23 protein-coding genes and 1 tRNA gene are annotated in these 24,560 nt (G+C 47.7%); 13 read left to right on the forward strand and 11 right to left on the reverse strand.

The features are described 5' to 3' along the window. Window positions 1-54 precede the first annotated feature (54 nt). The 5 genes from ccsA (F8C67_RS13455) to F8C67_RS13475 form a co-directional block, all read right to left on the reverse strand. Window positions 55-2,469, reverse strand: a complete 2,415-nt coding sequence (ccsA, locus tag F8C67_RS13455; protein WP_151668384.1) for a cytochrome c biogenesis protein CcsA — start codon at window positions 2,467-2,469, stop codon at window positions 55-57. Between the two features lie 14 nt (window positions 2,470-2,483). Further along, window positions 2,484-2,894 carry a cytochrome c maturation protein CcmE domain-containing protein gene (locus F8C67_RS13460; protein WP_151668385.1) on the reverse strand — a complete coding sequence of 137 codons (411 nt, stop codon included), beginning with the start codon at window positions 2,892-2,894 and terminating at the stop codon, window positions 2,484-2,486. After that, window positions 2,891-3,094 (reverse strand): CcmD family protein, encoded by a 204-nt coding sequence (locus F8C67_RS13465; protein ID WP_151668386.1) that lies wholly within the window; start codon window positions 3,092-3,094, stop codon window positions 2,891-2,893. Before F8C67_RS13465 ends, F8C67_RS13460 begins: the two co-directional genes overlap by 4 nt. Continuing rightward, window positions 3,078-3,770, reverse strand: coding sequence for a cytochrome c biogenesis protein CcsA (gene ccsA / locus F8C67_RS13470; RefSeq protein ID WP_223277570.1), 693 nt, complete (start codon window positions 3,768-3,770; stop codon window positions 3,078-3,080). Before ccsA (F8C67_RS13470) ends, F8C67_RS13465 begins: the two co-directional genes overlap by 17 nt. A gap of 828 nt (window positions 3,771-4,598) precedes the next feature. Next, complete coding sequence (locus F8C67_RS13475; protein ID WP_151668387.1) at window positions 4,599-5,255, reverse strand: heme exporter protein CcmB; 657 nt, start codon at window positions 5,253-5,255, stop codon at window positions 4,599-4,601. Between the two features lie 127 nt (window positions 5,256-5,382). On the opposite strand from F8C67_RS13475, the gene F8C67_RS13480 reads away from it, so the two are divergent. The 5 genes from F8C67_RS13480 to bshB1 all read left to right on the forward strand — a co-directional run bounded on the left by F8C67_RS13480 (window position 5,383) and on the right by bshB1 (window position 10,409). Next, on the forward strand, window positions 5,383-6,552 hold the full coding sequence (locus F8C67_RS13480) for a PKD domain-containing protein (RefSeq protein WP_151668388.1): 1,170 nt from the start codon (window positions 5,383-5,385) through the stop codon (window positions 6,550-6,552). A 74-nt stretch (window positions 6,553-6,626) separates the two neighbouring features. Further along, on the forward strand, window positions 6,627-7,202 hold the full coding sequence (locus tag F8C67_RS13485) for an RNA polymerase sigma factor (RefSeq protein ID WP_170266473.1): 576 nt from the start codon (window positions 6,627-6,629) through the stop codon (window positions 7,200-7,202). Next, window positions 7,202-8,971 carry a hypothetical protein gene (locus tag F8C67_RS13490; RefSeq protein WP_151668390.1) on the forward strand — a complete coding sequence of 590 codons (1,770 nt, stop codon included), beginning with the start codon at window positions 7,202-7,204 and terminating at the stop codon, window positions 8,969-8,971. The genes F8C67_RS13485 and F8C67_RS13490 overlap by 1 nt, the downstream gene beginning before the upstream one ends. Before the next feature lie 52 nt (window positions 8,972-9,023). Continuing rightward, window positions 9,024-9,620, forward strand: a complete 597-nt coding sequence (locus F8C67_RS13495) for a glutathione peroxidase (protein ID WP_151668391.1) — start codon at window positions 9,024-9,026, stop codon at window positions 9,618-9,620. Between the two features lie 72 nt (window positions 9,621-9,692). Further along, on the forward strand, window positions 9,693-10,409 hold the full coding sequence (gene bshB1, locus F8C67_RS13500) for a bacillithiol biosynthesis deacetylase BshB1 (RefSeq protein ID WP_151668392.1): 717 nt from the start codon (window positions 9,693-9,695) through the stop codon (window positions 10,407-10,409). Here bshB1 and F8C67_RS13505 read toward each other — a convergent pair. Both F8C67_RS13505 and F8C67_RS13510 read right to left on the reverse strand, forming a co-directional pair. Then, the gene (locus F8C67_RS13505) at window positions 10,402-11,523 is read right to left on the reverse strand and encodes a glycosyltransferase (RefSeq protein ID WP_151668393.1); all 1,122 of its coding nucleotides are present in this window, start codon (window positions 11,521-11,523) and stop codon (window positions 10,402-10,404) included. The genes bshB1 and F8C67_RS13505 overlap by 8 nt on opposite strands. Next, window positions 11,513-12,511, reverse strand: coding sequence for a YeiH family protein (locus F8C67_RS13510; protein ID WP_151668394.1), 999 nt, complete (start codon window positions 12,509-12,511; stop codon window positions 11,513-11,515). Before F8C67_RS13510 ends, F8C67_RS13505 begins: the two co-directional genes overlap by 11 nt. 95 nt (window positions 12,512-12,606) lie before the next feature. Here F8C67_RS13510 and F8C67_RS13515 point away from each other — a divergent pair. After that, window positions 12,607-12,682 (forward strand) — tRNA-His (locus F8C67_RS13515). Between the two features lie 94 nt (window positions 12,683-12,776). Next, window positions 12,777-13,151, forward strand: a complete 375-nt coding sequence (locus tag F8C67_RS13520; RefSeq protein ID WP_151668395.1) for a thioredoxin family protein — start codon at window positions 12,777-12,779, stop codon at window positions 13,149-13,151. A gap of 73 nt (window positions 13,152-13,224) precedes the next feature. Here F8C67_RS13520 and F8C67_RS13525 read toward each other — a convergent pair whose 3' ends face one another. Together F8C67_RS13525 and trxB are read right to left on the reverse strand one after the other, a co-directional pair. Continuing rightward, window positions 13,225-13,923: an NUDIX hydrolase gene (locus F8C67_RS13525; RefSeq protein ID WP_151668396.1), complete on the reverse strand. Its 699-nt coding sequence runs from the start codon at window positions 13,921-13,923 to the stop codon at window positions 13,225-13,227. Between the two features lie 908 nt (window positions 13,924-14,831). After that, a complete protein-coding gene (trxB, locus tag F8C67_RS13530; RefSeq protein ID WP_151668397.1) occupies window positions 14,832-15,809 on the reverse strand; it encodes a thioredoxin-disulfide reductase in 978 nt (325 codons plus the stop codon). Between the two features lie 617 nt (window positions 15,810-16,426). Here trxB and F8C67_RS13535 point away from each other — a divergent pair. The 6 genes from F8C67_RS13535 (at window position 16,427) to F8C67_RS13560 (ending at window position 21,995) form a co-directional block, all read left to right on the forward strand. Continuing rightward, window positions 16,427-17,326, forward strand: coding sequence for a hypothetical protein (locus F8C67_RS13535; RefSeq protein ID WP_151668398.1), 900 nt, complete (start codon window positions 16,427-16,429; stop codon window positions 17,324-17,326). A gap of 767 nt (window positions 17,327-18,093) precedes the next feature. Next, the gene (locus tag F8C67_RS13540) at window positions 18,094-19,005 is read left to right on the forward strand and encodes a helix-turn-helix domain-containing protein (RefSeq protein ID WP_151668399.1); all 912 of its coding nucleotides are present in this window, start codon (window positions 18,094-18,096) and stop codon (window positions 19,003-19,005) included. Window positions 19,006-19,545: 540 nt separating this feature from the next. Then, entirely contained in the window at window positions 19,546-19,875 is a 330-nt protein-coding gene (locus tag F8C67_RS13545; protein WP_151668400.1) for an ArsR/SmtB family transcription factor, read from the forward strand. Further along, window positions 19,875-20,483 carry a low molecular weight phosphatase family protein gene (locus F8C67_RS13550; RefSeq protein ID WP_151668401.1) on the forward strand — a complete coding sequence of 203 codons (609 nt, stop codon included), beginning with the start codon at window positions 19,875-19,877 and terminating at the stop codon, window positions 20,481-20,483. Before F8C67_RS13545 ends, F8C67_RS13550 begins: the two co-directional genes overlap by 1 nt. Further along, window positions 20,483-21,517, forward strand: coding sequence for an ACR3 family arsenite efflux transporter (arsB, locus tag F8C67_RS13555; protein ID WP_151668402.1), 1,035 nt, complete (start codon window positions 20,483-20,485; stop codon window positions 21,515-21,517). The genes F8C67_RS13550 and arsB overlap by 1 nt, the downstream gene beginning before the upstream one ends. A gap of 13 nt (window positions 21,518-21,530) precedes the next feature. Next, the gene (locus tag F8C67_RS13560) at window positions 21,531-21,995 is read left to right on the forward strand and encodes a DUF6495 family protein (protein WP_151668403.1); all 465 of its coding nucleotides are present in this window, start codon (window positions 21,531-21,533) and stop codon (window positions 21,993-21,995) included. Here the strand turns inward: F8C67_RS13560 and F8C67_RS13565 are convergent, their stop codons facing one another. Then, on the reverse strand, window positions 21,996-22,556 hold the full coding sequence (locus F8C67_RS13565) for a thioredoxin family protein (RefSeq protein WP_151668404.1): 561 nt from the start codon (window positions 22,554-22,556) through the stop codon (window positions 21,996-21,998). A 74-nt stretch (window positions 22,557-22,630) separates the two neighbouring features. After that, window positions 22,631-24,550, reverse strand: a complete 1,920-nt coding sequence (locus tag F8C67_RS13570) for a peptide MFS transporter (protein ID WP_151668405.1) — start codon at window positions 24,548-24,550, stop codon at window positions 22,631-22,633. Window positions 24,551-24,560: the final 10 nt, after the last annotated feature.

Genomic DNA, 24,560 nt, shown 5'->3' on the forward strand with positions numbered 1-24,560 from the left:
ATATAGGATTAGCGTTTCAATGAAAGAGGCTGCTACAGGTGCTAACCTATGCGTCTATTTCTGACGAACCCTTGTGTATACGGCTATAAACGAACCGATTCCCATAGTGATACATCCTAGCCAAAGTAGGTTGATATATGGGAATACAATGGATTTGATGATGATGAAGTCTTCCACTTCACTCGCGCGCTCCCAAATCTTGAGTGTGATCCCTTCAGCTGCTGCATTGGGTTGTTCAAAACGGAATCTCAATCCAAGTTCCTCAATTTCAGCATCGAGTTTTACTTCGCCTTGCGGAGTGAGTTCATACGTTGGAATGGCCGTGAACTGTTCGTTGTTCATGGTGGTGATTTCAACCTGAACACCAAACTTGGCACCATTAATCTGACGATCTAGGGTGTCGATTCGGTAGATGATAACCGAATCAATGCGCATCATGTACTTGCGGTAGAGGAGTTCCTCCATTCCACGAGTAGCATTCACTTCCACTTCGCGCTGCCATTCGGAGTACCGCTCTGTGGAGTCACGTGGGTCGTAATACGTGAGGTGGGTGTAAATATCTTTATCGAGATAGTGCTTTGTAGACGGCTCTACTACTTGTCCCATAGTTTCATTCTCCTGTACAAAAGGCTCTAGAATGAAGGAAACTTCGCTGGCCCCTGGCTCCCAGAATCGAAGCGGGAAGTACACATTTTCCCCCTCGCGGTATTCGTCGAACCATTGCACGCGATACCCCGCCATGTTGAGCGTATCGCCGCGATCGAGAACAAGGTTTTCGTTCACATCGAAATCCTCAGCAATAAACTTATCGTTTTGCGAAATGATGTGCTGTTTCCCTTGAGAAATAAGCGTTCCGAGCATGATGAGGCCAAATCCAACGTGAGCCACAGATGAACCCGTGATTGTCTTTGCACGCTTTCCAATTCTCAGCCAGAAATCAAGGTTCGACATGATTGCCCAGAACGAGACAAACATGAGGAGGATGTAAATTGGATTCTCCCAATTCATGCGAATCACAGTAATGGTGGTGAATACAATCGACAAACCAATGGAGAACAAAATTCGCTTGCGGAAAATGGCACCCGCGGTATTGCGGTAGTTGAGTAATTGTCCGAAGGCAATCAAAAGAGTAATCACAATGGCGAAGGGCAGTTGCCAGCGGTTGTAATGTGCTATGGCATCGGTAGGAGGAGCAAGTTTACCATCGGCGATTGGAATCCATCCTTCTGGTCCAAACAAGGCGTCCCAAACCGGCATGGAGGTGCTGATGGTGATTTGAAGACCTGACAACAGGAGTACGAGTGATCCAATAAACATCCAGAACTCTCGCGAAGACAGGTGGTCTTCTTTTGATTCGGATTTGATACTGCCAAATCGGAAAAAGTACAATCCGAAGGCAATCACAACAAAGGAGAGCAGGTAAACGAGTAGTTGCCCTGATAAACCAAGGTCCACGAAACTGTGTACAGATGAATCTCCGAGGATTCCACTTCTCGTCAAGAAGGTAGAGTAGAGGATAAGGATGAAAGCCAGTAACGTCAGGATGTACGCTGTGTGAATTGATCCACCTCGGTTCCTTTGAATGAGGAGCACGTGTGCGGCACCGACCATGATGAGCCACGGTACGAGTGAAGCATTCTCGACTGGGTCCCAGGCCCAGAAACCACCAAAGCTAAGTGCTTCGTAGGCCCATGCACCGCCCATCAAGATTCCAATTCCAAGAATTCCCACTGAGAAGAATGCCCATGGAATGGCAGGCTTTACCCACTCTTTGTGGTTGTTTTTAAGTAGACCCGCTATGGCAAACGCGAATGGAATTACCGTTGAGGCAAAACCTAAGAAAAGCGTAGGCGGGTGGATCGTCATCCAATAGTTTTTGAGGAGTGGGTTCAACCCTTCTCCGTCCGCAAAAGCTGGAATAACATTGAGGTAGTTCGCCTCTTTTGTCCACGGTAGGCCAACATATTCTGGCAATTCACGGATGAGGACGAATGGACTTTGACCTAGTTTAAAGTCCCCCAGGTACACTCCCATGATCATGGTTGCCAAGAAAGCTTGCACTAACACGAGGGTGAGCATGGTACCCGACTCCCATTTCTTAGCGGAGAACATCAGGAAGAAACCAAGTACGGCATGCCAGAACATCCAAAGGAGGAAACTACCTTCCTGACCTTCCCAGAAGCTGGAGAACATGTACTTGAAAGGGAGGTCGTTGGACGTATGGCTCCAGACATAATGATACTCATAGTAGTGGTTGAGCATCATGTAGAAGAGCGTGGCAACGATGCCAAAAACGCTTAGGCCGTGGGTGATGAATGATGCCCTTGCTAGCTTTTTCCATTCTGGTCTGTCGGCATGATCCCAAAACTTGATGTAAGAGAAGGCCGATAGGAGAGCGGCTGTAAAGCTGAGGATTACAAAAAATCGTCCCAGGTTTCCAGCAAAGAGGTGTTCACCAATATATTCCACGGTAGATAGGTGCTTTAGAGAGCTTCGTCTGAGTAGGAATTGTCGTTCCCATTCATTCGATTCTGATCGTTGTATTTAGATGGACATTTCATGAGGATTCGAGTAGCTACGAATCCAGTGTCGGTGGCGAATCCGGTCATGGTTATGGACTCACTTCGCTCAAAATCTTGAGGCTTCGGCTCGTTGTAGTAAACCGTTCTAGACATTCCACTGTCGTCAACTGCTGTAAATCGAAGCATAGTGGTCTTTGGCGTGAAATGAATTTCGCTTGTGGTATCTAGACTTCCAACTACGGTGTACTCTTCGCCCATGTTGTTTTCTGCCAGCTTGAAGTTTACGTATACGCTGGCATCGCCAAACGTAGAGAGGATACCTCCGATCAAAACTGCAACAACAATCAATAAGATGATGTGCGACTGTTTCATGCCTGGTCTTTTTCGATTCTGTTCAACTTGCGTTCGAGTCGAATCATGTTAACAACAATACCGACGAAAATGATTAGCACTACACCGAGAACAACGTAGATTTTGCCGTTGCTTCGCATGGTGTCGGCCATTTCAACGTCATCTTGAGCGAGTGTTACAAAGCTCAAGAGAAGAGCAAAAAGACTAGTCAAGTATTTCATTTGTAATGTCTTCTGAATCATTATACTGTGAAAGCATGCCAATGCGATAGCGGATTTGAGCAATCCATACTCCGAACAGAATCCAGCCGATTACGGCAGGATAAAAAACGGCGCGCATGTTATTGTCGAGATCGTATGTTCCAAAACCCGGGTTCCCTCCGTTTCCTGGGTGCAATGATTGTGTGAGTCTCGGTAGGATACCGATGAACACAATCATGAGGACGAATGCGAAGATGTTGTAGATAGCGCTAATTCGGCCTCTTTGATCGGGATTCTTTAGTGATCCGCGAAGGATGAAATATGCCCCGTAAATGAGCATGGTAATGGCGGTTCCGTTCAATTTGGGATCGGGTGGAAAGTAGTCTCCCCAAGTGAATTTGGCCCAAAGCATGCCCGTTACTAATCCGAGGATAGAGAAAAACAAACCCGTTTCTGCGAAAACCGTCGCTCTCATGTCAGACTTTGCCGAGCTATTCGAAAGATGCATGACGGAGAAAATAACGGAGATGAGCATGAGAGGAATCATGGTAAACCACATAGACACGTGGAAGTACAAATTCCGAATGGACTCGTTGAGGATCGGTAGCCGAGGGACATCGTTCATGAGCCCGGCGTATAGACTGTAGAAAATCAGGGCGATACCCAGACCTTTCCACCAATGTTTTGAGATTGCCAAAGCGCTACATTTTTGCAGGCCAAAGGTACACAAAATCTGCCTTTTTCACTTTCCAAACGGAGAACATTAACGGTGTTCGTGTCCCCTTTTCGTCCCCCTGCTTCGTACTACTATTACCTTGGGTTGGAAGGTGATCTCATTCCCAGAGATTACAATCATCTACAGAGAACTGCCAGATCGTTCGCTGGCTAAGATTCCAACCTGGGCGGTTGCAAGGAAGAGGAGGTTTAGGCCTTCTCTTTTTTTTTTGATTCATGGGATGAATGGAGGTTCCGACTGGAAGGAGGAATCCCGAGAGGCGAAGCTGATTCGGGAGTTGGAGATTTAGAGGGTTAGAGGGTTCGAGGGTTGGACAGCAGAGTTATGTCCAAAGGGCCACGGACTGAAGTCCCGTGGCATTTGAAGTTCATCCCCGAAAGAGAAGGCAATGCAACTGGCTCAGGCACCACGGGCTAAAGCCACGTGGTAGTTGGAGAAGCCTTTTTGGCACCACGGGCTAAAGCCCTGTGGTAATTGTAGCAAGCTTTGGTCGTACCACGCGCTGAAGCCCTGTGGTACTTGGATTCAAGTCGAGCCCGAGGCTATAGCTTAAGTAGAATGGATAGGCCTATCTTGCCGAGGAACGAGGCCTTATTGACCGCCAGAGGCGTCAATCCTTGCGGCCGAAGGACGCCTTGCGCATGCCGAAGGCAGGCGCCTTATCCTCCGCCGAAGGGCGGAGCGATTCCTTTCGACCGCCGCAGGCGTCGATCTTTCGCCTCCGCGACAGCGGAGCGCGATCCTTATCCGCCGGCAGGCGGATCCTTTTCCGCCCCTAGGCGGAACCAATCACTCCCTCCACATATATGGATACAACACCACCGACAACACCCCAGTAAGGATATTCAGCAGCAAGAGCACTCCAAAGAAACTTAAGCTTTCTTCAAAAGGAGTTCCCAATGCAGCCTTCTTAGAGCCCGCAATGAGCGTTGCTGCTAATGGCAAGAGGAGCGGGATGCTCAAAATCGCCATTAGGGTTGTGTTGTTGTTGGTTTTTGAGGCTATGGCTGACATTAATGTGAGCGTCGTGGAGAATCCTACGGCGCCGAGTAGTACGAAAAGCAGCATCTGACCATCATCTGCGATGGGGTCGCCTAGGAGAAGCCTAAACAATCCAAATGTGAAAAGCGAGATGATCAGCATTTGTACAACGTTGTACAACAGTTTGGAAAGTATCACAGCATTAGGGCGAACGAGCTGGGCGTAGTACCAAAACCTATGCTGAGATTCAGCCGAAAAAGAACGGGTAGAGGAGGTTATTGCCGCGAAAATGGTAATGATCCAGTAGAGGGCTACCCAGGTCTGACGATCATTAATGTCCCTGAAAATAAGATAGGCAATGTATGTGGTGCTCACTACGTAGAGCAAAGTGGCGAAAATCGCATATCGCTGACGAAAGTCTAGCGTCAGGTCCTTTTTAATGAGTGCAACAACCTCTTTCCACATGCTGCGAAGATAAGCCAGAATGAGAGCATAGCACTCTATGGCAATATATTTCTGAGGTTTTGTCCCTTTCTACACAGAGACCCCGTACATCATGCAGACTCTTTAATCGCTCTCAAAAAATTGACCTATGAAAAAAACGATAATCCTCACTTTATTCTTCTTACTGGGCGTTGCGCTAAGCGCGCAGGATAGTGTGCACGTGAGCATTCGGCTTGAACACCCTAATAGCGCCCCAATTGGAGATTATACAGTTCAAGTTAACGATATCGGAATCGACACAAACCATACCCAAGGAGTGTTCACTTGGACGGATGTGAATGGAGAAAAAACGATGGACATAATGCCAATGACCACTATTGGTTATATAGTCGTTAAGGCGGTTGATTGTCAGAGTAATTTCTATACTTCCGATACCGTATTCTATAATGCAACCTCTGGGAAAGACACGCTCAATGCCAATCTTGTACTTCCTTGTGTGGATACTTGTGTAGGCAATGCCCAAGTGACGCAGGACAATCCCAATACATTTACTTTTCACTATTATGGTACTGGGCAGTGGAGACCGGGTTCTTATGTATGGAACTTCAGCAACCATTATTCATCATCGAGTGATTCAGTCACACGAACTTTTTATAGTTCGCCCGTCTATGCAACGTTGATAAATAAGGGGTGTGTTATAGCATCAGATACTCTTGTGGTTTCTGTTGGAAATACCGGATTTGGAACCGCGGAGTTTATTGTAGACACAGTTAACAGTTTTGGTGGTCAAGTCGTTCTGTGGAACACTTCGATTGATACTTCAGGATCCAGGGCAGATTCTTCAGCATTCTTCTGGAACTTCGGAGATGGAAATACATCGAACTTAAAATTCCCGACACACCAATATTCTAGCGGTGGTCCATTTCAAGTATCCCTCACACATTCGATGTACAAGAACGGGTTTCTAGTATTTGAAGATACACATGTCGATACACTAGGAATGGACTCCACAGGACAGATAATTTACAAGAATGGATTCTTGCTCAGAGTTTTAGATCCGAATGGTTTCAGCTTGGAGGAGCTGACTCCCGATCTGGTTCGGATTTATCCTCAACCAGCAGGTGAATGGATTCAAATTGAAGCCGATAGAGAGATTAACTCCGTTGAACTCGTAGATCTCAATGGACGAATGTTGAAAAAATGGACTCCAAATGATTCGTCAGTACGACTGGATGTTTCCTCAGAAATGACCGGTTACTACCTCGTGCGAATCGAAACAGAGTCTGGGATAGTCGTTAAAAAATGCATACTGCGCTAAAATTAACAGATAATACATCCTCCATAATTGTAGGATGGCGCGTATATATTAACGGGCTATCTTACACACTCGGAATGAAGGAGAAAAACACATTCAAGGAGTTGGTGGTCGAATGTTTGAAAAACAATCGACGCGCTCAAGCTGCGCTTTATGAGCAGTGTTTTCCAGCTTTGATGAAAGTGTGTAGACGTTATCGTCGTCAGGACGAGGACGCCCGCTCCCTCGCGAATGCGAGCTATCTCAAAATTCTTCTCAATCTAGATAAGTACGATGTCGAGCAGCCATTTTTGCCTTGGGCGATGACGGTAGCCGTACGTGCATGTATCGACGAGTTGAGAAAGAATAGAAACTACAACGAGCAAATTCTCCTCAGCGATGAGGAACGCCCTTTTAGAGATGATTTCAAGGATTCTATCTCTAATGATGTGCTCGAAACTATCTCTTCTGAAGAGGTAGACTTGATAATGAATGAACTTCCGGATAGACAAAAGATGGTGTTCAACTTGTTTGAGTTTGAAGGATATAAGCATGAGGAAATTGCCGAAATGCTCGAGATATCTGTCAGAACTAGCAAGCGATTACTCCACATGGCGCGCGAAACCCTCCGCCAGATGTTGATCCGCAGGTATGACCTTAAAGACGTGATTTGATGAGAAGTAACCTAGCCACATGGATGAAAGGGAAGCTCGATCAAATCAATGATCGCGCAACCTCGGCCGATTGGGCCAACATGGAGGAAATGCTCAATGCACATCCTTCCTTTGCAGCAGCACCTAAGCCATGGTATAAGACAAACCTCGGCATTGGCGGACTGATTACCGCGGCAGCTATCCTCATCGGTTTGACCACTTGGGTGATGTTCCCTGTGGAGGAATCCGACATGGTACCGACACTCGAAAATAGCATCGTAAATGACGCTCCGGCCGAAGTATACGAGGAGCCTCAAATTGAAGATGTGAGTTCGACTTCGAGTGATCAGGCTTCAGAAGCTTTCACACCACAGATACCATCTTCAAGCCCTTCAAGCCCTTCAACATCACGTGGAGCATCACCAGCCGATGAGTCAGTTGTTGCAGATGCGAACATAGGAGAAGGCACTACCCAAGAAGATAATCCATCAGGAGGTAATCTTGATGAATCGAATACGAGCATTGTGAATAGCAGCTCAACTTCACTCGTTTCAACTCAAAATACTGAAGGCTTGAGGGAAGTCGTGCCGACTGATGTGACTGAAACTTCACCCGAGGTTTCGCAGGAGTCTACGGTTGCGGAAAACTCAACTTCTGCACCACAATCCTCGAGTTTCGATATACCGGAGTCTGATTCAAATAACTCTGATGAAGCGGGTAGCAATGGTAGTACATCCGTGGGAGGTATTGCTATGGTTTCTGGGACCGAGATGAATACTTCATCTGAGGCTTCGGCGCCTGTAACACAGTCAGATAGAGGAAATACAGGGTCGTCAAATACCACAATCCCTTCAGCAGGAGGCAATTCGAATGCAGTTGGAAGTGAAGGTAGAGAAGGATCTTCTAACGAGACAGGCAGTGAATCTATCGCCGAGGTTTCAGAGGATGAATCACCGGATGAAGGAACTAGCAGCACACCAGCAATTGCAAATGAGGAAAGCAATTCTGCACAGCCAGAATCGTCGAGTGCAGCGCCAGTGATTCGCTCCATGCGCAGTGAAAACGCAATTGAGTTCTCTTTAGCTGCCTATGGAACATACGACCTAGGTGGCGGCGAGCAATCCAACGAGAATGGTAGAAGCTACGAATGGAATGCGCCATTGGGCTACGGAATCGAAGTTGAGGCAAGTTGGAAAGGGTGGACGGCAAGCTCCGGAGTGATGTATCACGATGAGGCAGCGACGTATAGTGCGAGCTCATTCTCCCTAGATACGAACCGCAGTGCCGCCTATTGGTATGAGGCAGATACACAACAAGTGACCATCATTGATTCTACATGGGTTATTCAAGGAATCAACCAGGGATATTGGCAGGTGGATACCACGGTTCGAAATGTAATCAACCACGAGTTGAATGAACGCCTTCAGTATTCTCAAACGACAACTACGTCACAAACGAATTACCGCTGGGCAGGATACCGCCTCTCAGCTCCTCTATTAGTTGGTAAGCGATGGGATATTGGCCGTTTTACGACGGGAATCCATGCTGGACCGGTTTTCACCTTCCGCAGTGCCACCCTCTTCACAAATGAATCTTTCCAAACGAATTACACGGAATTTGGAACGGATCTTCTTGTTAGAGCCGAGGTTGGATACAGGATTACGGATCATTTTGACCTGTTTGGTAGAGCTTCTTATCGCACGAATGCCACAGCCAACACACTATACGGCAAGGCCGCATGGAGTCAGGCTCAGATACCAGTGTCGTTTGGTATGCGCTATCGATTCTGAATGTTGAGGTGAACGATTTTCTACCTTTGGGGTTATCAGTAAAAACAATTCAATGAAATACCTGGTACCCATCTTTCTTGCTGCTACAGTAGCATGCTCGAATCAAAGTGAACAATCGACCCAGATTGCAGAGAATACCACCACAGAATCAACTCCAGAAACTCCAACTATGAGCTTTTACGATTTTGAGGTTACTGACCTCGAAGGCGAATCCTTCAATTTCGAATCACTCAAAGGGAAACGTGTCCTCATTGTAAACACAGCAAGTGAATGTGGCTATACGCCACAGTATGCGCAGCTTCAAGAGTTGTACGAAGAGTATGGTGGTGAATCCTTTACCATTGTTGGTTTCCCAGCCAATAACTTCGGCGGGCAAGAGCCTGGAAGTGATGCCGAAATCAGATCCTTCTGTAGCAAGAACTACGGTGTGTCTTTTCCAATGATGAGCAAGATCTCAGTGAAGGGTGACGACATGCACCAGGTGTATCAATGGCTTACTCAATCAGATATGAATGGAGTGAGCGATGCAACCGTTCAATGGAATTTCCACAAGTTTCTCATCGATGAAAACGGCAATTGGGTGGCATCCCATCCTTCTAGTGTAACTCCACTCGACGAAAAGATTACCTCATTCGCGAAAGGGGAGTAATCCTCGATGTTAGAACATCTATTTTAAAAAGAATTCCCACCTTTGCGGCTGGGAATTTTTTTATTCGAAGACATGAAGCTTGATATTCTCGCATTTGGCGCGCATCCCGACGATGTTGAACTCGGAGCTGGCGGCACGCTCGCAAAGGCAGTAGACCGTGGTAAGAAGGTTGGAATTGTCGACCTGACAAAAGGCGACCTCGGTACACGCGGTACGCCTGAGATTCGCCTTGTCGAAGCGCAGAATGCGGCAGCAGTTTTGGGTGTTCATGTTCGCGAGAATTTGGGATTCCGCGATGGCTTCTTCAAAAATGACGAAGAGCACCAACGAGAGGTCATTCGAATGATCCGAAAATACCGTCCAGAGGTTGTTATTTGTAATGCACCAAAGGACCGTCACCCCGATCACGGTAGAGCTTCAGAACTGGTTGTGGAAAGCAACTTCTACGCTGGGCTCAGAATGATTTCTACGCAAGAAAATGGCGAGGAGCAGGAAGCATGGAGGCCAAAAAAGGTGTACCACTACATTCAGTTTCTAGATCTTCCAGCAGATTTTAGTGTAGATGTAACTGGGTATGTGGAGAAGAAGATGGAATCTATCCACGCGCATGCTTCTCAGTTTTACGACCCCAATTCTGACGAACCAAAAACGGTCATCAGCTCCAAACAGTTCCACGATTCGATAACGGGACGAATGGTAGAGTGGGGCCGAATCATCGGAGTAGATCACGCCGAAGGGTTTATCGTTGACCGCACTATCGGGGTAAACGAAATCACCGACTTTATTTAATCACTTCGCGATACAACTCCTGCCATTGCGAGGCGATAACTTCTGGTAGGAAAGGTTCAATCTGCAACATGACTTGTTCTGCGGAAGGGTAGGGTGTTGCTTTTGCCTCGCGCATGGCGTGCAGCAAATCAATATCGTCATCTACATTCGTCCAGCGTACGAGTGAATCGCGCATGAAGGTTTCGGGTCCACCGCATTTCGTGCAGATAAGGTGCTTGCCCAGGGCTACCGCTTCTAGGCAGACTATGGAGAAGGTTTCACGTCGGCTGTTAACAATCATCGTATCGACAGCCGATAATTGACGGAGAGACTCTGCATGCTCGAATCTCCCAGCAAAGTGAACGGATTCATGTAGCCCGAACTCGGTGGCCAGTCCCTTGAGCTTTTCTTCATCTTTTCCACCTCCTACAATCGTAAGCTTCGAACCTGGAGATTCTTCGTAAAAGGTTCTGAAGGCTTTCAAAACTCCACTGATATTCTTGATTTTATCGTCTAAATCAGCCAGAACTCCGAAATGGGAAGCATCGTTCTTCGGTGTACTCATGGCGATGCCTTCCAAATCCACAGAATTTGAAATCACATGGACATCTTTACGTCCCGTGGTATGGATGATGGCATCTGCAAGGAATCCGCTTACTGCCGTTACGGCTTTCGCCTTTTTGATAAGCGCTGTAGAAAGTGACTTGGCGATGGCTCCTTTGGCGTCGAATCGTCCGTCGAGATAGCCAGACCAATGTTCGGTGAGAATGAATGGAATTCCCTGAGCTGCGGCATATTCAACGATAACCCACTGGTCGTTGTCGGCAATGTGAAGGTGAATCAAGTCGGGCTTTTCGCCTGCAAAGGCTTCATCGATAATTTTCCGAATGGAGGCCCATTTCCTGTTGACGTTTTGGATGCGCTTACCCTTGGGGAAGTACGCTCTCATCACCGGGATATCCTCTTCGCGGTCGAAAGTCCAATGATGCTCTTCATCGGTGCCCCAGTACAGGACAGCGTGTTGGGCGAAGGACTTACAAATTCGAATCTGTTGTTGAATAAACACGCCGTTTTGTGGATCCAGTGCGTTTGGATACCATTTGGCGAGATGCAGAATTTTCGGATTAGGCTTCAAGAGTCGGTTGGATTACACTGATCAGTCCATACATCACAACGAGTTGGATGATAAAGATAAGCGTTCCGAAGAGGAGTCGACGTGGCCCTTCATTTTTAAGCTTCCCGAATTGGATTTGCCAACCTATTGCAACCATGGCAATGGTCAAAAGGTACTTCTCAATATCGTGAAGAACCGAGGTGATGTTTGTGGGCAGAACTTCGATGTAGCCTACAACGGCGGTAAGAACAAAGAGCCATAAGAATGTGGGAATCAGCTTCAAACTCGGCTTATTGCCGTTTTTGCGTCCCACGGAGAGCGCAACAACAATGGCGATTGGAAGTAGCATGGATACTCTGAACAACTTGATGGTGGTAGCCCATAGACCAGTTTCGGGATTCACGGCCTCGCCCGCCGCAACGGCCTGTCCGAGTGCTTGAAGCGTTCCGCCGGTCATCAAAGCGCCAGGAATAGTATCCATATCCAATGCCAATACAATGGGAGGCACGGCGAACAGACCAATGATTCCGAGTATGTTTATTACGGCGATTCCCATCCCGGTAGACTTTGCGTCGGCCTTGGTAATTCCGGAAATAGCGGCGATGGCAGATGCGCCACACACGGCATTTCCTATACCGATGAGGAGGCCATCCTCTCGATTCAATTTGAAGAGGCGATAGAGAAGTAGGGCAGAGAAGATGGTTACTACCATAACCAACAAGACAATCAGAGCGCTATCCCACGGAGCTGAAGAGTTCAAGCTCTTGCCGGTAGGTATCCCCATGAGAATAATGGCATAGGCAAGAATTGTTTTCTCACCGAATTTAATACCGGGCTTCAGATTCTCGAGATCCGGATGAACCGCGAGATTTCCGCCTATCATCCCGAGGATTAATCCCCAAACAACCGGGCTCAATCCACCCACATAATTTCCCAGTGTGAGTGCGATTACACTGAGTAGTGTGATAAATGCTACACCGCGAACGTGCTTAATTTGAGGCTTCTCCATATTGAAGGCGAAGGTACACTGGAATTGCTCAATTATTTTGTGATATCGATTTGGAAGTACGTGTACATTTTGTTTTATATTTGCGCTCCCAAAATGGTGGTTGTAGCTCAGTTGGTTAGAGCGCTGGATTGTGGTTCCAGAGGTCGCCGGTTCGAACCCGGTCTTCCACCCAAAATCCTCTCAGTAGAAATACTGGGAGGATTTTTTTTTGCGGATATGTTTCGTGCTTATCGCTTTATGTAGTTGAAGACCAATCACTACCGCTATGCAACCTACGAAACTGGACAAACAATTGTTCCTTGAATTGATTCATGATTTTGAGAACCTGCGTCAGTGGGTTTACAAGGGAAACAAGCCTGCAATTATTCACTTCACCGCAGAATGGTGTGCTCCATGTAACGAAATGCGCGAGCGACTTCAGAAGTTGGCCGTAGAGTATAATGGAGCGGTTGAATTTTACGAAGTGAATGTAGATGAAGAAGAGGAACTCGCGATTGAATTTGGGATAGTAAACATTCCATCGGTATTGTTTATACCCGAGCATGGTGAGCCAATGATGCAACCTGGACCTGTCGCCGAACAGGTATTGAAGGGTGTTATCGATAAAGTATTACTTGAGCTTTTTAGATCCGCTGGTTGAGAGGAGACCTGAGAGATGAAGAGAGAGACGGCGGATGCCGCGCCTTCTGGAAATGGAGGCGCGGCTTTTTTCTTTAAAAGATAAAGGGATATCCCTTTAGCGTCATCTTGCGGTACTTCGGCTCATCAAACATGTACAGCTGCGCTGGCTTCTTGTTTTCAGAAGTTGGACTCGTCTTCTTTTCTAGATCAATAAGCATATCTGAGGATAGAATCTTACGTCTGAAATTCCGTTTGTCAAACGATTTGCCCAGGGCACATTCGTACAACACCTGTAGTTGGTTTAGAGTGAATTCTTTGGGCAGTAGACTGAATCCAATAGGGCGACGCTTCACTCGTCGCTTTAATCGCTCCTTGGCGAAATCAAGAATATCGTCGTGATCATACGCCAACGGGGGAGTGTCGTTCATTCCATGCCATGAATATCCCGACTTCTTCAAATGATTCTTCAGCTTGTTGTCCAACTTCGCCAAGCCATAGAACGCGATGTTCACCACCCTTCCTTCTGGATTGCGGTAGAGTTTCGCAAAGGCGTTGAGTTGTTCGAGGTACCAATCACTCACTCCGGTAATTTTTGTGATGAGTTCGCGTGCGGTTTGCTCCACATCATGGTTTGCCTTTACAATTACGCTGGGTAGTATGTGCGCTCCTTGGAAAGGCGGGTTTTGCTTTTCGCTTAACAACACATTTAAATTCTGGCCGTCGAAACCAAAGATTACAACACTGGTAGCTAGGGCGGCATGGTAGTCGGACTGTTGGATATCTACGCGCATGGCATTGGGGTGTGTGGTGTTAGTGTCAAAGTTACACAAAGTATTCCGCCTGGCGGCGGAAAAGGATCCGCCTACCGGCGGAAAGGATGCCTCCCTGTGGTCGGCAAAGGGATCCGCCTCCCGGCGGATAAGGATCGCGCTCCGCTGTCGCGGAGGCGAAAGGTCGACGCCTGCGGCGGTCGATAAGGCCTCGTTCCTCGGCAAGATGGGCCTGACCATTAGAATTAAGCTTTAGCCTCGGGTTTAACTTGAATTCAAGTACCACGGGGCTTTAGCCCGTGGTACCAAAAAGACTTCCTCCGAATGCTACATGGCTTTAGCCGGTGGTATCGGTAAGGCCCATCCAATTGCCACCGGGCTTTAGCCCGTGGCCCATTAAGCTTAGCTCCGCTGTCCAACTCTCGAATCGGCTTCACCTCTCGGGATTCCTCCTTCCAGTCGGAACCTCCAACCGTCCAACCCTCTAACCCTCCAACCCTCTAACCCTCTAAATCTCCAACTCCCGAATCGGCTTCGCCTCTCGGGATTCCTCCTTCCAGTCGGAACCTCCAACCGTCCAACCCTCTAACCCTCCAACCCTCTAACCCTCTAAATCTCCAACTCCCGAATCAGCTTCGCCTCTCGGGATTCCTCCTTTCAGTCGGAACCTCCAAAGAAAGCACAGGCTAAAGTCCAGAGCCAATTGACCTACAGGATAGAACTGACATCCGATTACCACGAGGCTATAGCCTGAGGATTCCAACATGTCAAAATCACAACTTTACTGCGTAAGTCAGAGCCTTCGTTTCTTCGCCTCAAGCCTCAAGCCTCAAGCCTCAAGCCTGTCGTCTGACGCTTCAAAAAAAAACCGCCCAACTCCACAGAGCCAGGCGGTTCAATATTTCGATAGCCCGGGGGCTATTGGGTACTTAGTTGCTAGCGGCAGCTACTTCTTCCAATTCGTATTCTGAAAGGTAGCGCTCAGCTTCAAGCGCAGCCATACAACCGGTGCCGGCTGCGGTAACAGCCTGACGATAGATTTTGTCTTGGGCATCGCCAGAAGCAAATACACCCGGTTTTACCGTGGTTGTTGTGCCTGGCTTTGTTTTCAAGTATCCTACTTCGTCCATCTCAAGCTGACCCTTGAAGATGTCGGTGTTTGGTTTGTGACCAATAGCTACGAAGAAACCTGTAGCTGGGATAACTTGCTCTTCGCCGGTTTCACGATTACGCACTCGCGCACCTTCAACAACGTTTTCACCCAAAACTTCAACGGTCTCGGTGTTCCACATCACTTCGATGTTCGGGTTGTTAAATACGCGGTGTTGCATCGCTTTAGAGGCGCGAAGTTCATCGCGACGAACAAGCATGGTTACTTTAGGGCAAAGCTTAGCAAGGTATGTAGCTTCCTCAGCGGCAGTGTCACCACCACCTACGATGATTACTTCCTGACCTTTGTAGAAGAAACCGTCACATACCGCACAACCAGAAACTCCGTGTCCAGATAAACGCTTCTCACTTTCAAGTCCGAGGTACTTAGCAGATGCACCCGTAGAAATAATCACAGAACGAGCCTGAATTTTCTTCGTTTGATCTACGGTTAGGGTATGGTAACCGCCTGGAGTGTCATTGAACTCAACCTCGGTAACGAGTCCGAAGCGCACGTCGGTTCCAAAACGTTCCGCTTGCTTTTTGAGGTCTTCCATCATGGCCGGACCATCAATTCCTTCTGGATAGCCAGGGAAGTTTTCTACCTCCGTAGTGGTAGTGAGCTGTCCACCTGGCTCCATTCCTGTGTACATAATCGGCTTAAGGTCTGCTCGCGCCGCGTAAATAGCTGCGGTATATCCAGCAGGACCACTACCAATAATCACACATTCATGTCTTTCGATATTATTGTCGCTCATGTCTCTAGTTTTGAGTCGTTTTTTGCTTTGTCAAAAGTAGGGCAAAGTTCATTGATGTTAACAATGACGTTATTGATTGTTTGGACTTACAGGGGATCCGCCTGGCGGCAGAAAGGATTCCGCCATTCGGCGGAAAAGGATCGACGCCTTCGGCGGTCGAAAGGAATCGCTCCGCCCTTCGGCGGAGGATAAGGCGCCTGCCTTCGGCACGCGCAAGGCGTCCTTCGGCCGCAAGGAATGACGCCTTCGGCGGTCAATAAGGCCTCGTTCCTCGGCAAGATAGGCCTAACCATTCGACATAAGCTTTAGCCTCGGGTTCAACTTGAATCCAAGTACCACAGGGCTTTAGCCCGTGGTACCAAAAAGACTTCCTCCAACTGCCACAGGGCTTTAGCCCGTGGTACGAAAAAAGCTTCCTCAAAATGCCTCCGGGACTTCAGCCCGAGATATCGAAAAGGATTCCTCCCTTCAGTCGGAACCTTCAACGCTCTCAAGACTTCAGACTTAGGACCCAGCTTTCGTTTCTTCGCCTCATGCCTCATGCCTCATGCCTCACGCCTTTCGCCTCTCGCCTTTCTCTCCATTTCTTTCCCTACCTTTATCTAAATCTCGCTCTCATGAAGAATCTACTATTCGCTTTTACTGTTCTCTGTAGTTTTAATGCCTTTGCCCAAGGAGATTCGTCTTCCGTGGGGTTGACCTTAAAAATGGCCACTGAAGAAATGATGCCGCCGTGGCAATGGGGCATGTGGAGCACGTTTACAGTTGATCGTGATACCACTATTGGAGGTCAAGTTTACAATGTGGTCGAGTACGACTCACTTGCCGAGTTCATGTTTGTCACAGATAGCCGCGGTTTCGGAACGGAGGGGACATTTTTCATGCGAAAAGATGCGAACGGAGTACTTTATGCACGATTTGATAGCGCCATGTGTAACGGAGCTGGAGTTTCATATAATTCTGATATCAAAGTCCTCGATTATTCCATGCAAGTAGGAGATACGATTCAGTATCGCAATCTCATATCTACCGTTACGGCAGTTGATACTTTTTATCGAAATGGACTTCCTTACCGAATCATTGAACTCGACAATGGTTTGGAAAGGTGGTATGAAGGATTTGGCAGCAATCGTACTGTACTCCGAAAATGGCTCGTGGAATTTGAACACAGAAGTCGTATTTACTGCGTTACGGATGTCAATGGAATTGTATTAGAACCATGGAAGTATTATGACTCCGTTTATACATGTGATTACAAGCTTAGCGAAACGGAAGTGGAATCACCTGTCGAGCCCAAGCTATTAGTCCAGAACGGCAACCTCATTCTCTCCGGATATTCAAAGGATGTATCCAAGGTCGTAATGTTCAACTCAGCTGGGCAAAAAGTTCAAGAATGGGATTTCCATGGCCATCAGAACATCGAGGATTTCCCAATGACTCTCAAAGATACCCACGCACCTGGACTTTACGTGGTTTATGTGTCTGGTTTGAAGAGTTTTAAGGTTTGGGTTGAGTAGGGTCGCGCTCCGCTGTCGCGGAGGCGAAAGGTCAACGCCTGCGGCGGTCGAAAGGTGCCTCCCTACGGTCGGCAAAGGAATCCGCCTACCGGCCGATAAGGCGCCTGCCTTCGGCATGCGCAAGGCGTCCTTCGGCCGCAAGGATTGACGCCTTCGGCGGTCAATAAGGCCTCGTTCCTCGGCAAGATAGGCCTGACCATTCGACATAAGCTATAGCCCCGGGTTCAACTTGAATCCAAGTACCACGTGGCTTTAGCCCGTGGTATCAGTAAGGGCCACTCCAAATGCCACAGGGCTTTAGCCCGTGGTACGAAAAAAGTTTCCTCAAAATGCCTCCGGGACTTCAGCCCGAGGTATCGGTAAGAGCCACTCCAATTACCACAGAGCTTTAGCCCGTGGCCCATTAGTCTTAGCTCCGCCGTCCAACTCCCGAATCGGCTTCGCCTCTCGGGATTCCTCCTTGCAGTCGGAACCTCCAATTCTAACTCTGCCGTCCGACCCTCTAACCCTCCAACCCTCTAAATCTCCAACTCCCGAATCGGCTTCGCCTCTCGGGATTCCTCCTTCCAGTCGGAACCTCCAATTCTAGCTCTGCCGTCCAACCCTCTAACCCTCTAACCCTCTAAATCTCCAACTCCCGAATCGGCTCCGCCTCTCGGGATTCCTCCTTGCAGTCGGAACCTCCAAAAATTTCTGCTCCCCTTTCCGTATTTTGTGTTACCCAAGCACAACCCAACACCACACCTTTGTATCTCAAATTTGAGAAGATGTCAGAAGAAGTTATCCGTATCAAGTCCATTTCACAAATGCACGAGCTCGTTGGAGCGCCCAAGCCTAATCATCCGCTCATCAGTGTGGTGCTAAATGAAGACATGGGTGAGTACAAGAGCATTCCTGCAGGTACAAGCCTTTCCATGAATCTCTATCAGATTTGGTTAAAAGGTGGTCATTGTGGTGTGCAATACGGTCGGAAGCATTACGATTTCGAAGAAGGAGTGATGACTTTCACCCCGCCCAATCAGGTGATGACAATGACGGAAGATACGGCCGTGGACGGTGATGGCGGATGGGGTATATTCTTTCATCCAGATTTAATTCGGACATCCCCTCTAGGTGAGAATATCGACGCATATTCTTTCTTCAATTATGAGTCGCACGAAGCTCTTCATCTTTCGGATAAAGAGAAAAAGACGCTGCGCGATTGTGTGGACAATATCATCGAGGAAATCACAGATAGAATCGATGATCACAGTCAACGTGTAATTGTTTCAAACCTCGAGCTTCTATTGAATTATTGTGCGCGTTATTACGACCGACAATTCAACACCAGAACTACAGCTCACAAAGCCATAGTTACTCAGGTTGATGCCATTCTCAAGAAGTACATTGATGAGGGCGAATTGTCCATGAATGGGCAACCTTCCGTGAACGTGTTGGCAGAACGCGTACATCTTTCAGCTAACTACCTGAGCGATCTCTTAAAAAAGGAAACCGGTCGCTCCGCCAAGGATCACATCAACGAGTTTCTCATTGGTCGAGCCAAACGAGCCCTTCTCACATCTCAAGATTCCATTAGCGAAATTGCCTACGAACTAGGCTTCAATTACCCGCATTACTTCAGCAGGCTGTTTAAGGCGAAAACGGGGTTGACGCCGAATGAGTTTAGGATGCAGAATTGAATGCGGGGATCGACGCCTTCGGCGGTCGAAAGGAATCCGCCTGGCGGCGGAAAGGTGCCTCCCTGCGGTCGGCAAGAATCGCTCCGCCCTTCGGCGGAGGATAAGGCGCTTGCCTTTGGCATGCGCAAGGCGTCCTTCGGCCGCAAGGATCGACGCCTGCGGCGGTCGATAAGGCCTCGTGCCTCGGCAAGTTAGCCTAACCATTCGAAATAGGATATAGCCTCGGGTTCAACTTGAATCCAATTACCACGGGGCTTTAGCCCGTGGTGCCCAAAAGGTTTCCTCCGAATGCCACGTGGCTTTAGCCCGTGGCCCATTAGTCTTAGCTCCGCCGTCCATCTCCCGAATCGGCTTCGCCTCTCGGGATTCCTCCTTTCAGTCGGAACCTCCATCTCCCGAATCGGCTTCACCTCTCGGGATTCCTCCTTGCAGTCGGAACCTCCAATTCTAGCTCTGCCGTCCAACCCTCTAAATCTCCAAAAGTCTATAAGTCTAATAGTCTAGAATATTATCGTAATATTGCGATGAATTTACACCGCCATGGGGACCTCGAAAACAGAACTATTTGAAAAAGAGCAGGTTGCGGTTGCTGAGCTGTGCAAGGCTCTCGCACATCCTGCACGAATTGCCATCCTAGAGTATTTGCTGAAAATTGAAGGGTGCGCCAACCGAGACCTTGTTGAGGAGGTTGGACTTGCCCAAGCAACGGTGAGTCAGCATTTGAGGGAACTGAAACGCGTACAGCTTGTACAAGGCACTGTTTCTGGAGCCTCTATGAATTATTGTGTCAATGTGGACGGCTGGAAAAAAGCCAAGACCCTCATAGATAACTTGCTTTCTCAAACACCAAAATCAATCAACAACTGCTAATGTTTTATCCGGAGATTAAAACAGCACTTGCGGAAATTTCAAGAATCACTATTGACGATAGCCGCAAAGAAAAACTTAAGGTTCTAGAAGATTACCTGCTGATGACGCTGAGAACCAGGAAGAAGTCGACCTTGAACTTTATTTGTACGCACAACAGCCGCAGAAGCCAATTTGCACAGGCTTGGTCCATGCTCATGGCCGAGCACTTTTCACTGAACATTGCTTCGTATTCTGGCGGCGTGGAAGAAACCGATTTTTATCCTTCGGTAGGAGATGCGCTTATGCGAGACGGTTTCAAAGTGACACCACATTCAGAGAATGGGGTTTCAATCCAATATCGCGAGGACGTGGAACCAGTGCACTTCTACAGCAAATTATATGATCAAGGAGATATTGCCGAACCACCTTTTGCGGCAACTATGACGTGTGCTGAGGCCGATGAGAATTGCCCATTCATCCCAGGGGCTGAAATCAGGATTCCACTGAATTACGAAGATCCAAAGGTGTCTGATGGCACCGACAGGGAGGCTGATGCCTATTTTGAGAGATCGCGCCAAATTGCTTCCGAACTATTCTACACTTTCTACCGCGTAAAGCAACAATTGTAATGGCTACCAAGAAACTAAGCACCCTCGACCGATTTCTTACCCTTTGGATTTTCGCCGCTATGGCATTGGGTGTCGGCATCGGATATTTCGTTCCATCGACACCCGATTTCATCAATCAATTCAGCTCAGGCTCAACTAACATTCCTATTGCGATTGGTCTCATATTGATGATGTATCCGCCGCTAGCCAAGGTAAACTACCGTGCGCTGCCCCGCGTTTTTCGCGACGTAAAGACACTCACACTTTCCCTGGTCCTCAACTGGGTCATCGGTCCGGTTTTGATGTTCAGCCTTGCATTGATTTTCTTGCGTGACCAGCCTGAGTATATGGTTGGACTCATTCTAATCGGATTGGCTCGATGCATTGCTATGGTAGTTGTGTGGAATGATCTCGCGGAAGGAAGCAGCGAATACGGCGCTGGGCTCGTCGCGCTCAATAGCATCTTCCAAGTCTTTGCCTACAGTTTCTACGCGTGGATTTTCATCACCATTCTTCCACCGTATTTCGGTGTGGAAGGCGCAATTGTCGACATTTCCATTGCTGATATAGCTGAGAGTGTCGCGCTTTATTTGGGACTTCCATTTGCCATGGGATTCTTATCTAGAATCATCCTCATAAAAGCAAAAGGGGAGGAGTGGTACACTCAGAAATTCATCCCTTTCATTTCTCCAATGACGCTCATCGCGTTGCTGTTCACCATTGTGGTTATGTTTTCCTTGAAAGGAGAATTGATTGTGGCTATTCCAATGGATGTCGTCGCCATCGCTATTCCTCTTCTGGTATACTTTGCTTTGATGTTCTTTATCGGTTTCTTTCTCAGCAAGGCCACGGGAGCCAAGTACGACAAAACCGCATCGATTGCATTCACAGCGGCCGGAAACAACTTTGAGCTAGCTATTGCCGTGGCTATTGCGGTATTTGGCTTGAACAGTGGGCAAGCTTTCGCCGGGGTGATAGGTCCTCTCGTTGAAGTTCCAGCCTTAATTCTTCTGGTAAGAGTTTCTTTCTGGCTCCGTTCAAGATGGAAAGCATAGTTACCTTTGCGGAATGAAGTACCGTCGATTGACAAAGGAGGAGTTCGAAGAGCTCCATGAGGAGTTTATCATGTTTTTGTCTGCCAACACCATTACTGGTGAAGATTGGAAGGTGATTGTATCCGAAACCCCGGAGAAAGCGGAAGAGTTGATGGATATGTTCAGCGATATTGCATTTGACAAGGTATTAGGTCAAAACGAATACGTTGAGCGCATCACGGAGACGGAGTTCATGAGTGCCCGATTTTCGGATGAAAGCGCCGAAATGATTCTCCTCAGATCAGTAAGTGGCCAGCCTTTGCCGACGAACTGGGAAGCAGCTGAAATGAAAAAAGCCTTGGATGACAAGGCTTTTGAACTCTTTACGGGAGTTAAGAAGTACAACTTGCTTCGCGAGCAAGAGATGTTTCAACTCATTCAGCAGGGAGCGTCTTTCTCAAAAGGGGAGAACTTCGCCAAGCTGAAGTCGCTACTCTAACTATTCTGTAGCATTTACGGTTTCAACACGTTCGATACTGCGCTGCTGTGGACGTTTGTTGGCTACAAACTCTTCCCAAGGAGTGGTGCGGAAGTGACCTTCGCCCATAAACTCGGCAATTAGCAGGAAGTTGGACGCTTCTTGAAATCCCGGTACAGCTTGGATGTAATTGAAGTTCTCATCGAAGAACACAACGGTAGGGTAGCTGAGCTTACCCTGGAGCATGGCGGCTGCCAACTCGTGATATCCTCTTCGTCCGCGTGGAACGTAGACAAACTTCTCGCCTTTGTATTCAACGGTATCTCTGCTCTCGCCATCGAACTTCACATTTAAGAAATGCTCGTTCATGTAGGCGGCAACGGCAGAATCGTGGAAAGTAACCGCATCCATGCGCTTACACCATCCACACCAGTCGGTGTAGACGTCGATAAAAACGGGACGATGGTCGCCGTTTTCTTGAGCTTCAACGGCCTCTTCAAAGGTCATCCATTGAATCTCTTCTTGTGCACTCAAACTCAGGGCTCCGAGAATGAATGCGGCAAACAACATAATCTTCTTCATGGGATAAAAATAAAAAAAGCAGAGCGCCAACTGTGTTAACGCTCTGCCAAGATTATCCTTACGGAAGGTAATATTTAGTGTGCATCTACCTCTGCTTCTTCTTCGCTCATTTCGCGTTCAGCTTCTTCAACTCCGTGAGTGAGTTTCTTAAGCTTCTTCAAGAATAAGATGAGGAGAATACTGAAGGCAATTGTAAAGATTGTGATGGAAATGAATGTTCTCAACTCACGCTCGTTTACAGCTTGGAACACAGCGATGTCACCACTGTAATTAGACACTTTAACTGAGTACTGATCTGTTGGAGAATCAGCATCTTCCAATGCCTTGAGTGCCTTTTGATCTGTTTCGTTCTCCAACTTAAAGTTCACTACTTGTGGAGAAGCAGCAGTTGCTTCATACTCTGTAAGAACTTCAGCCAGGCGAGGAGCCATGGTATCTTTCTCAATGTTGAAGAGATCTGTTACGTTTTCACCTTCGTGGAGAAGTACAATTTGACCGTTGTCCAAGTAAGCTTCGCCGTCGAAGTTCATGTTCAAGGCCTTTGTGATTACAGAATCTTCAACCCAGCCCGAAATCTGCGCATTTTCTGCAACAAGATTGATGTGAATTGGCTCAGACTGTGAAGCCTCACCAATGGCACCGGCAACTTTGTTTCCTAGTCCAGTCGCGGCAAAGTATACACCCATCATAATTGATACGTACTTCGCAGGGGCAAGTTTGGTGATGAAAGAAAGCGCAACAGGAGAGAGGCTCAATTCACCCAATGTGTGGAGTAGGTACGCCAAGATGATCCATACCAAGGCAGCTTCTCCCGTGGCGAGAACCTCGAGTGACGCTTTTGCCATAAACAAGAAACCAAGACCCATAATGATGGTACCAATGGCCATCTTGAATAGAGATGAGCTCTCCTTTCCTTTCTTCTTTCTAAACGCCCAGAAGTTGGCTACAATAGCACCAAAGATGATGATGAAGATGGCATTAACTGATTGGAATACAGAGGCAGGAATCTCCCAGCCCAAAACCATTCGGTTTACTTTCTCTTTCGTGTAGATGTTCATCAATCCACCCGCTTGCTCAAATGCTCCCCAGAATACAATTACTAGGATGAAGCTAAGTAAGAGAACCACGTAACGGTCTTTCTCAATTTGCGTGAGTTCGGTGTAAATCACCATCATCATTCCCACTACAAATGCGAGGAAGATGGTGAGCAAGCCATAGCCCACAGTTCCAGTAGCGGTAAGGCCAATTCCCAAGGCGATTAGAAGTCCTGTGACGAACATAGGAACCCCAGGCTTCATGAGCTTAGAGAAGAGTCGTCCGAGACTATCTTCATTCTTACCGTCGGCGCTCTTAACCGGAGCCTCTCCGACCCCAATCAAGTGTTTCTGCCCGAGCATGAATACAAGCTGACCTAGCAACATACCTACACCGGCCATACCGAAGCCCCAGTGCCATCCAATTTCTTCGCCTACATAACCAACCGCCAAGGCAGCTGCCGCGGCACCAATGTTAATGCCGATGTAGAAAATTGTAAATCCTTTATCTCTGCGGATGTCACCTTCTTTATACAATCCACCGACCATTGTCGAGATGTTTGGCTTCAAACCACCCACACCAAGTACAATGAGCAATAGACCTAGATAGAAGGCCCACATTTGTTCTACGGCCAAAATACCGTGACCAGCCACGAGAATTAAACCACCGTAGAGTACACTCTTTTTCTGACCAATTAATTTATCTGCTATGATACCGCCAGGGATGGACATCACGTACACGAGCATTGTGTACCATCCATAAAGCGCGAGTGCGTCGCCCTCAGCCCAGCCTAAACCTGCATTTTCTGCTGTTACTGATGCGGTGATGTACAATACCAAAATGGCACGCATACCGTAGTAAGAGAAGCGTTCCCACATCTCGGTGAAGAAGAGAACGTAGAGTCCCATCGGGTGTCCAAAGAGCTCTTTTCTCTTAATGTTCTGCGTATCGTTACTCATAGAACTGTTG

This window comes from Phaeocystidibacter luteus, from assembly GCF_008933115.1.
Classification (GTDB): Bacteria; Bacteroidota; Bacteroidia; order Flavobacteriales; family Schleiferiaceae; genus Phaeocystidibacter; species Phaeocystidibacter luteus.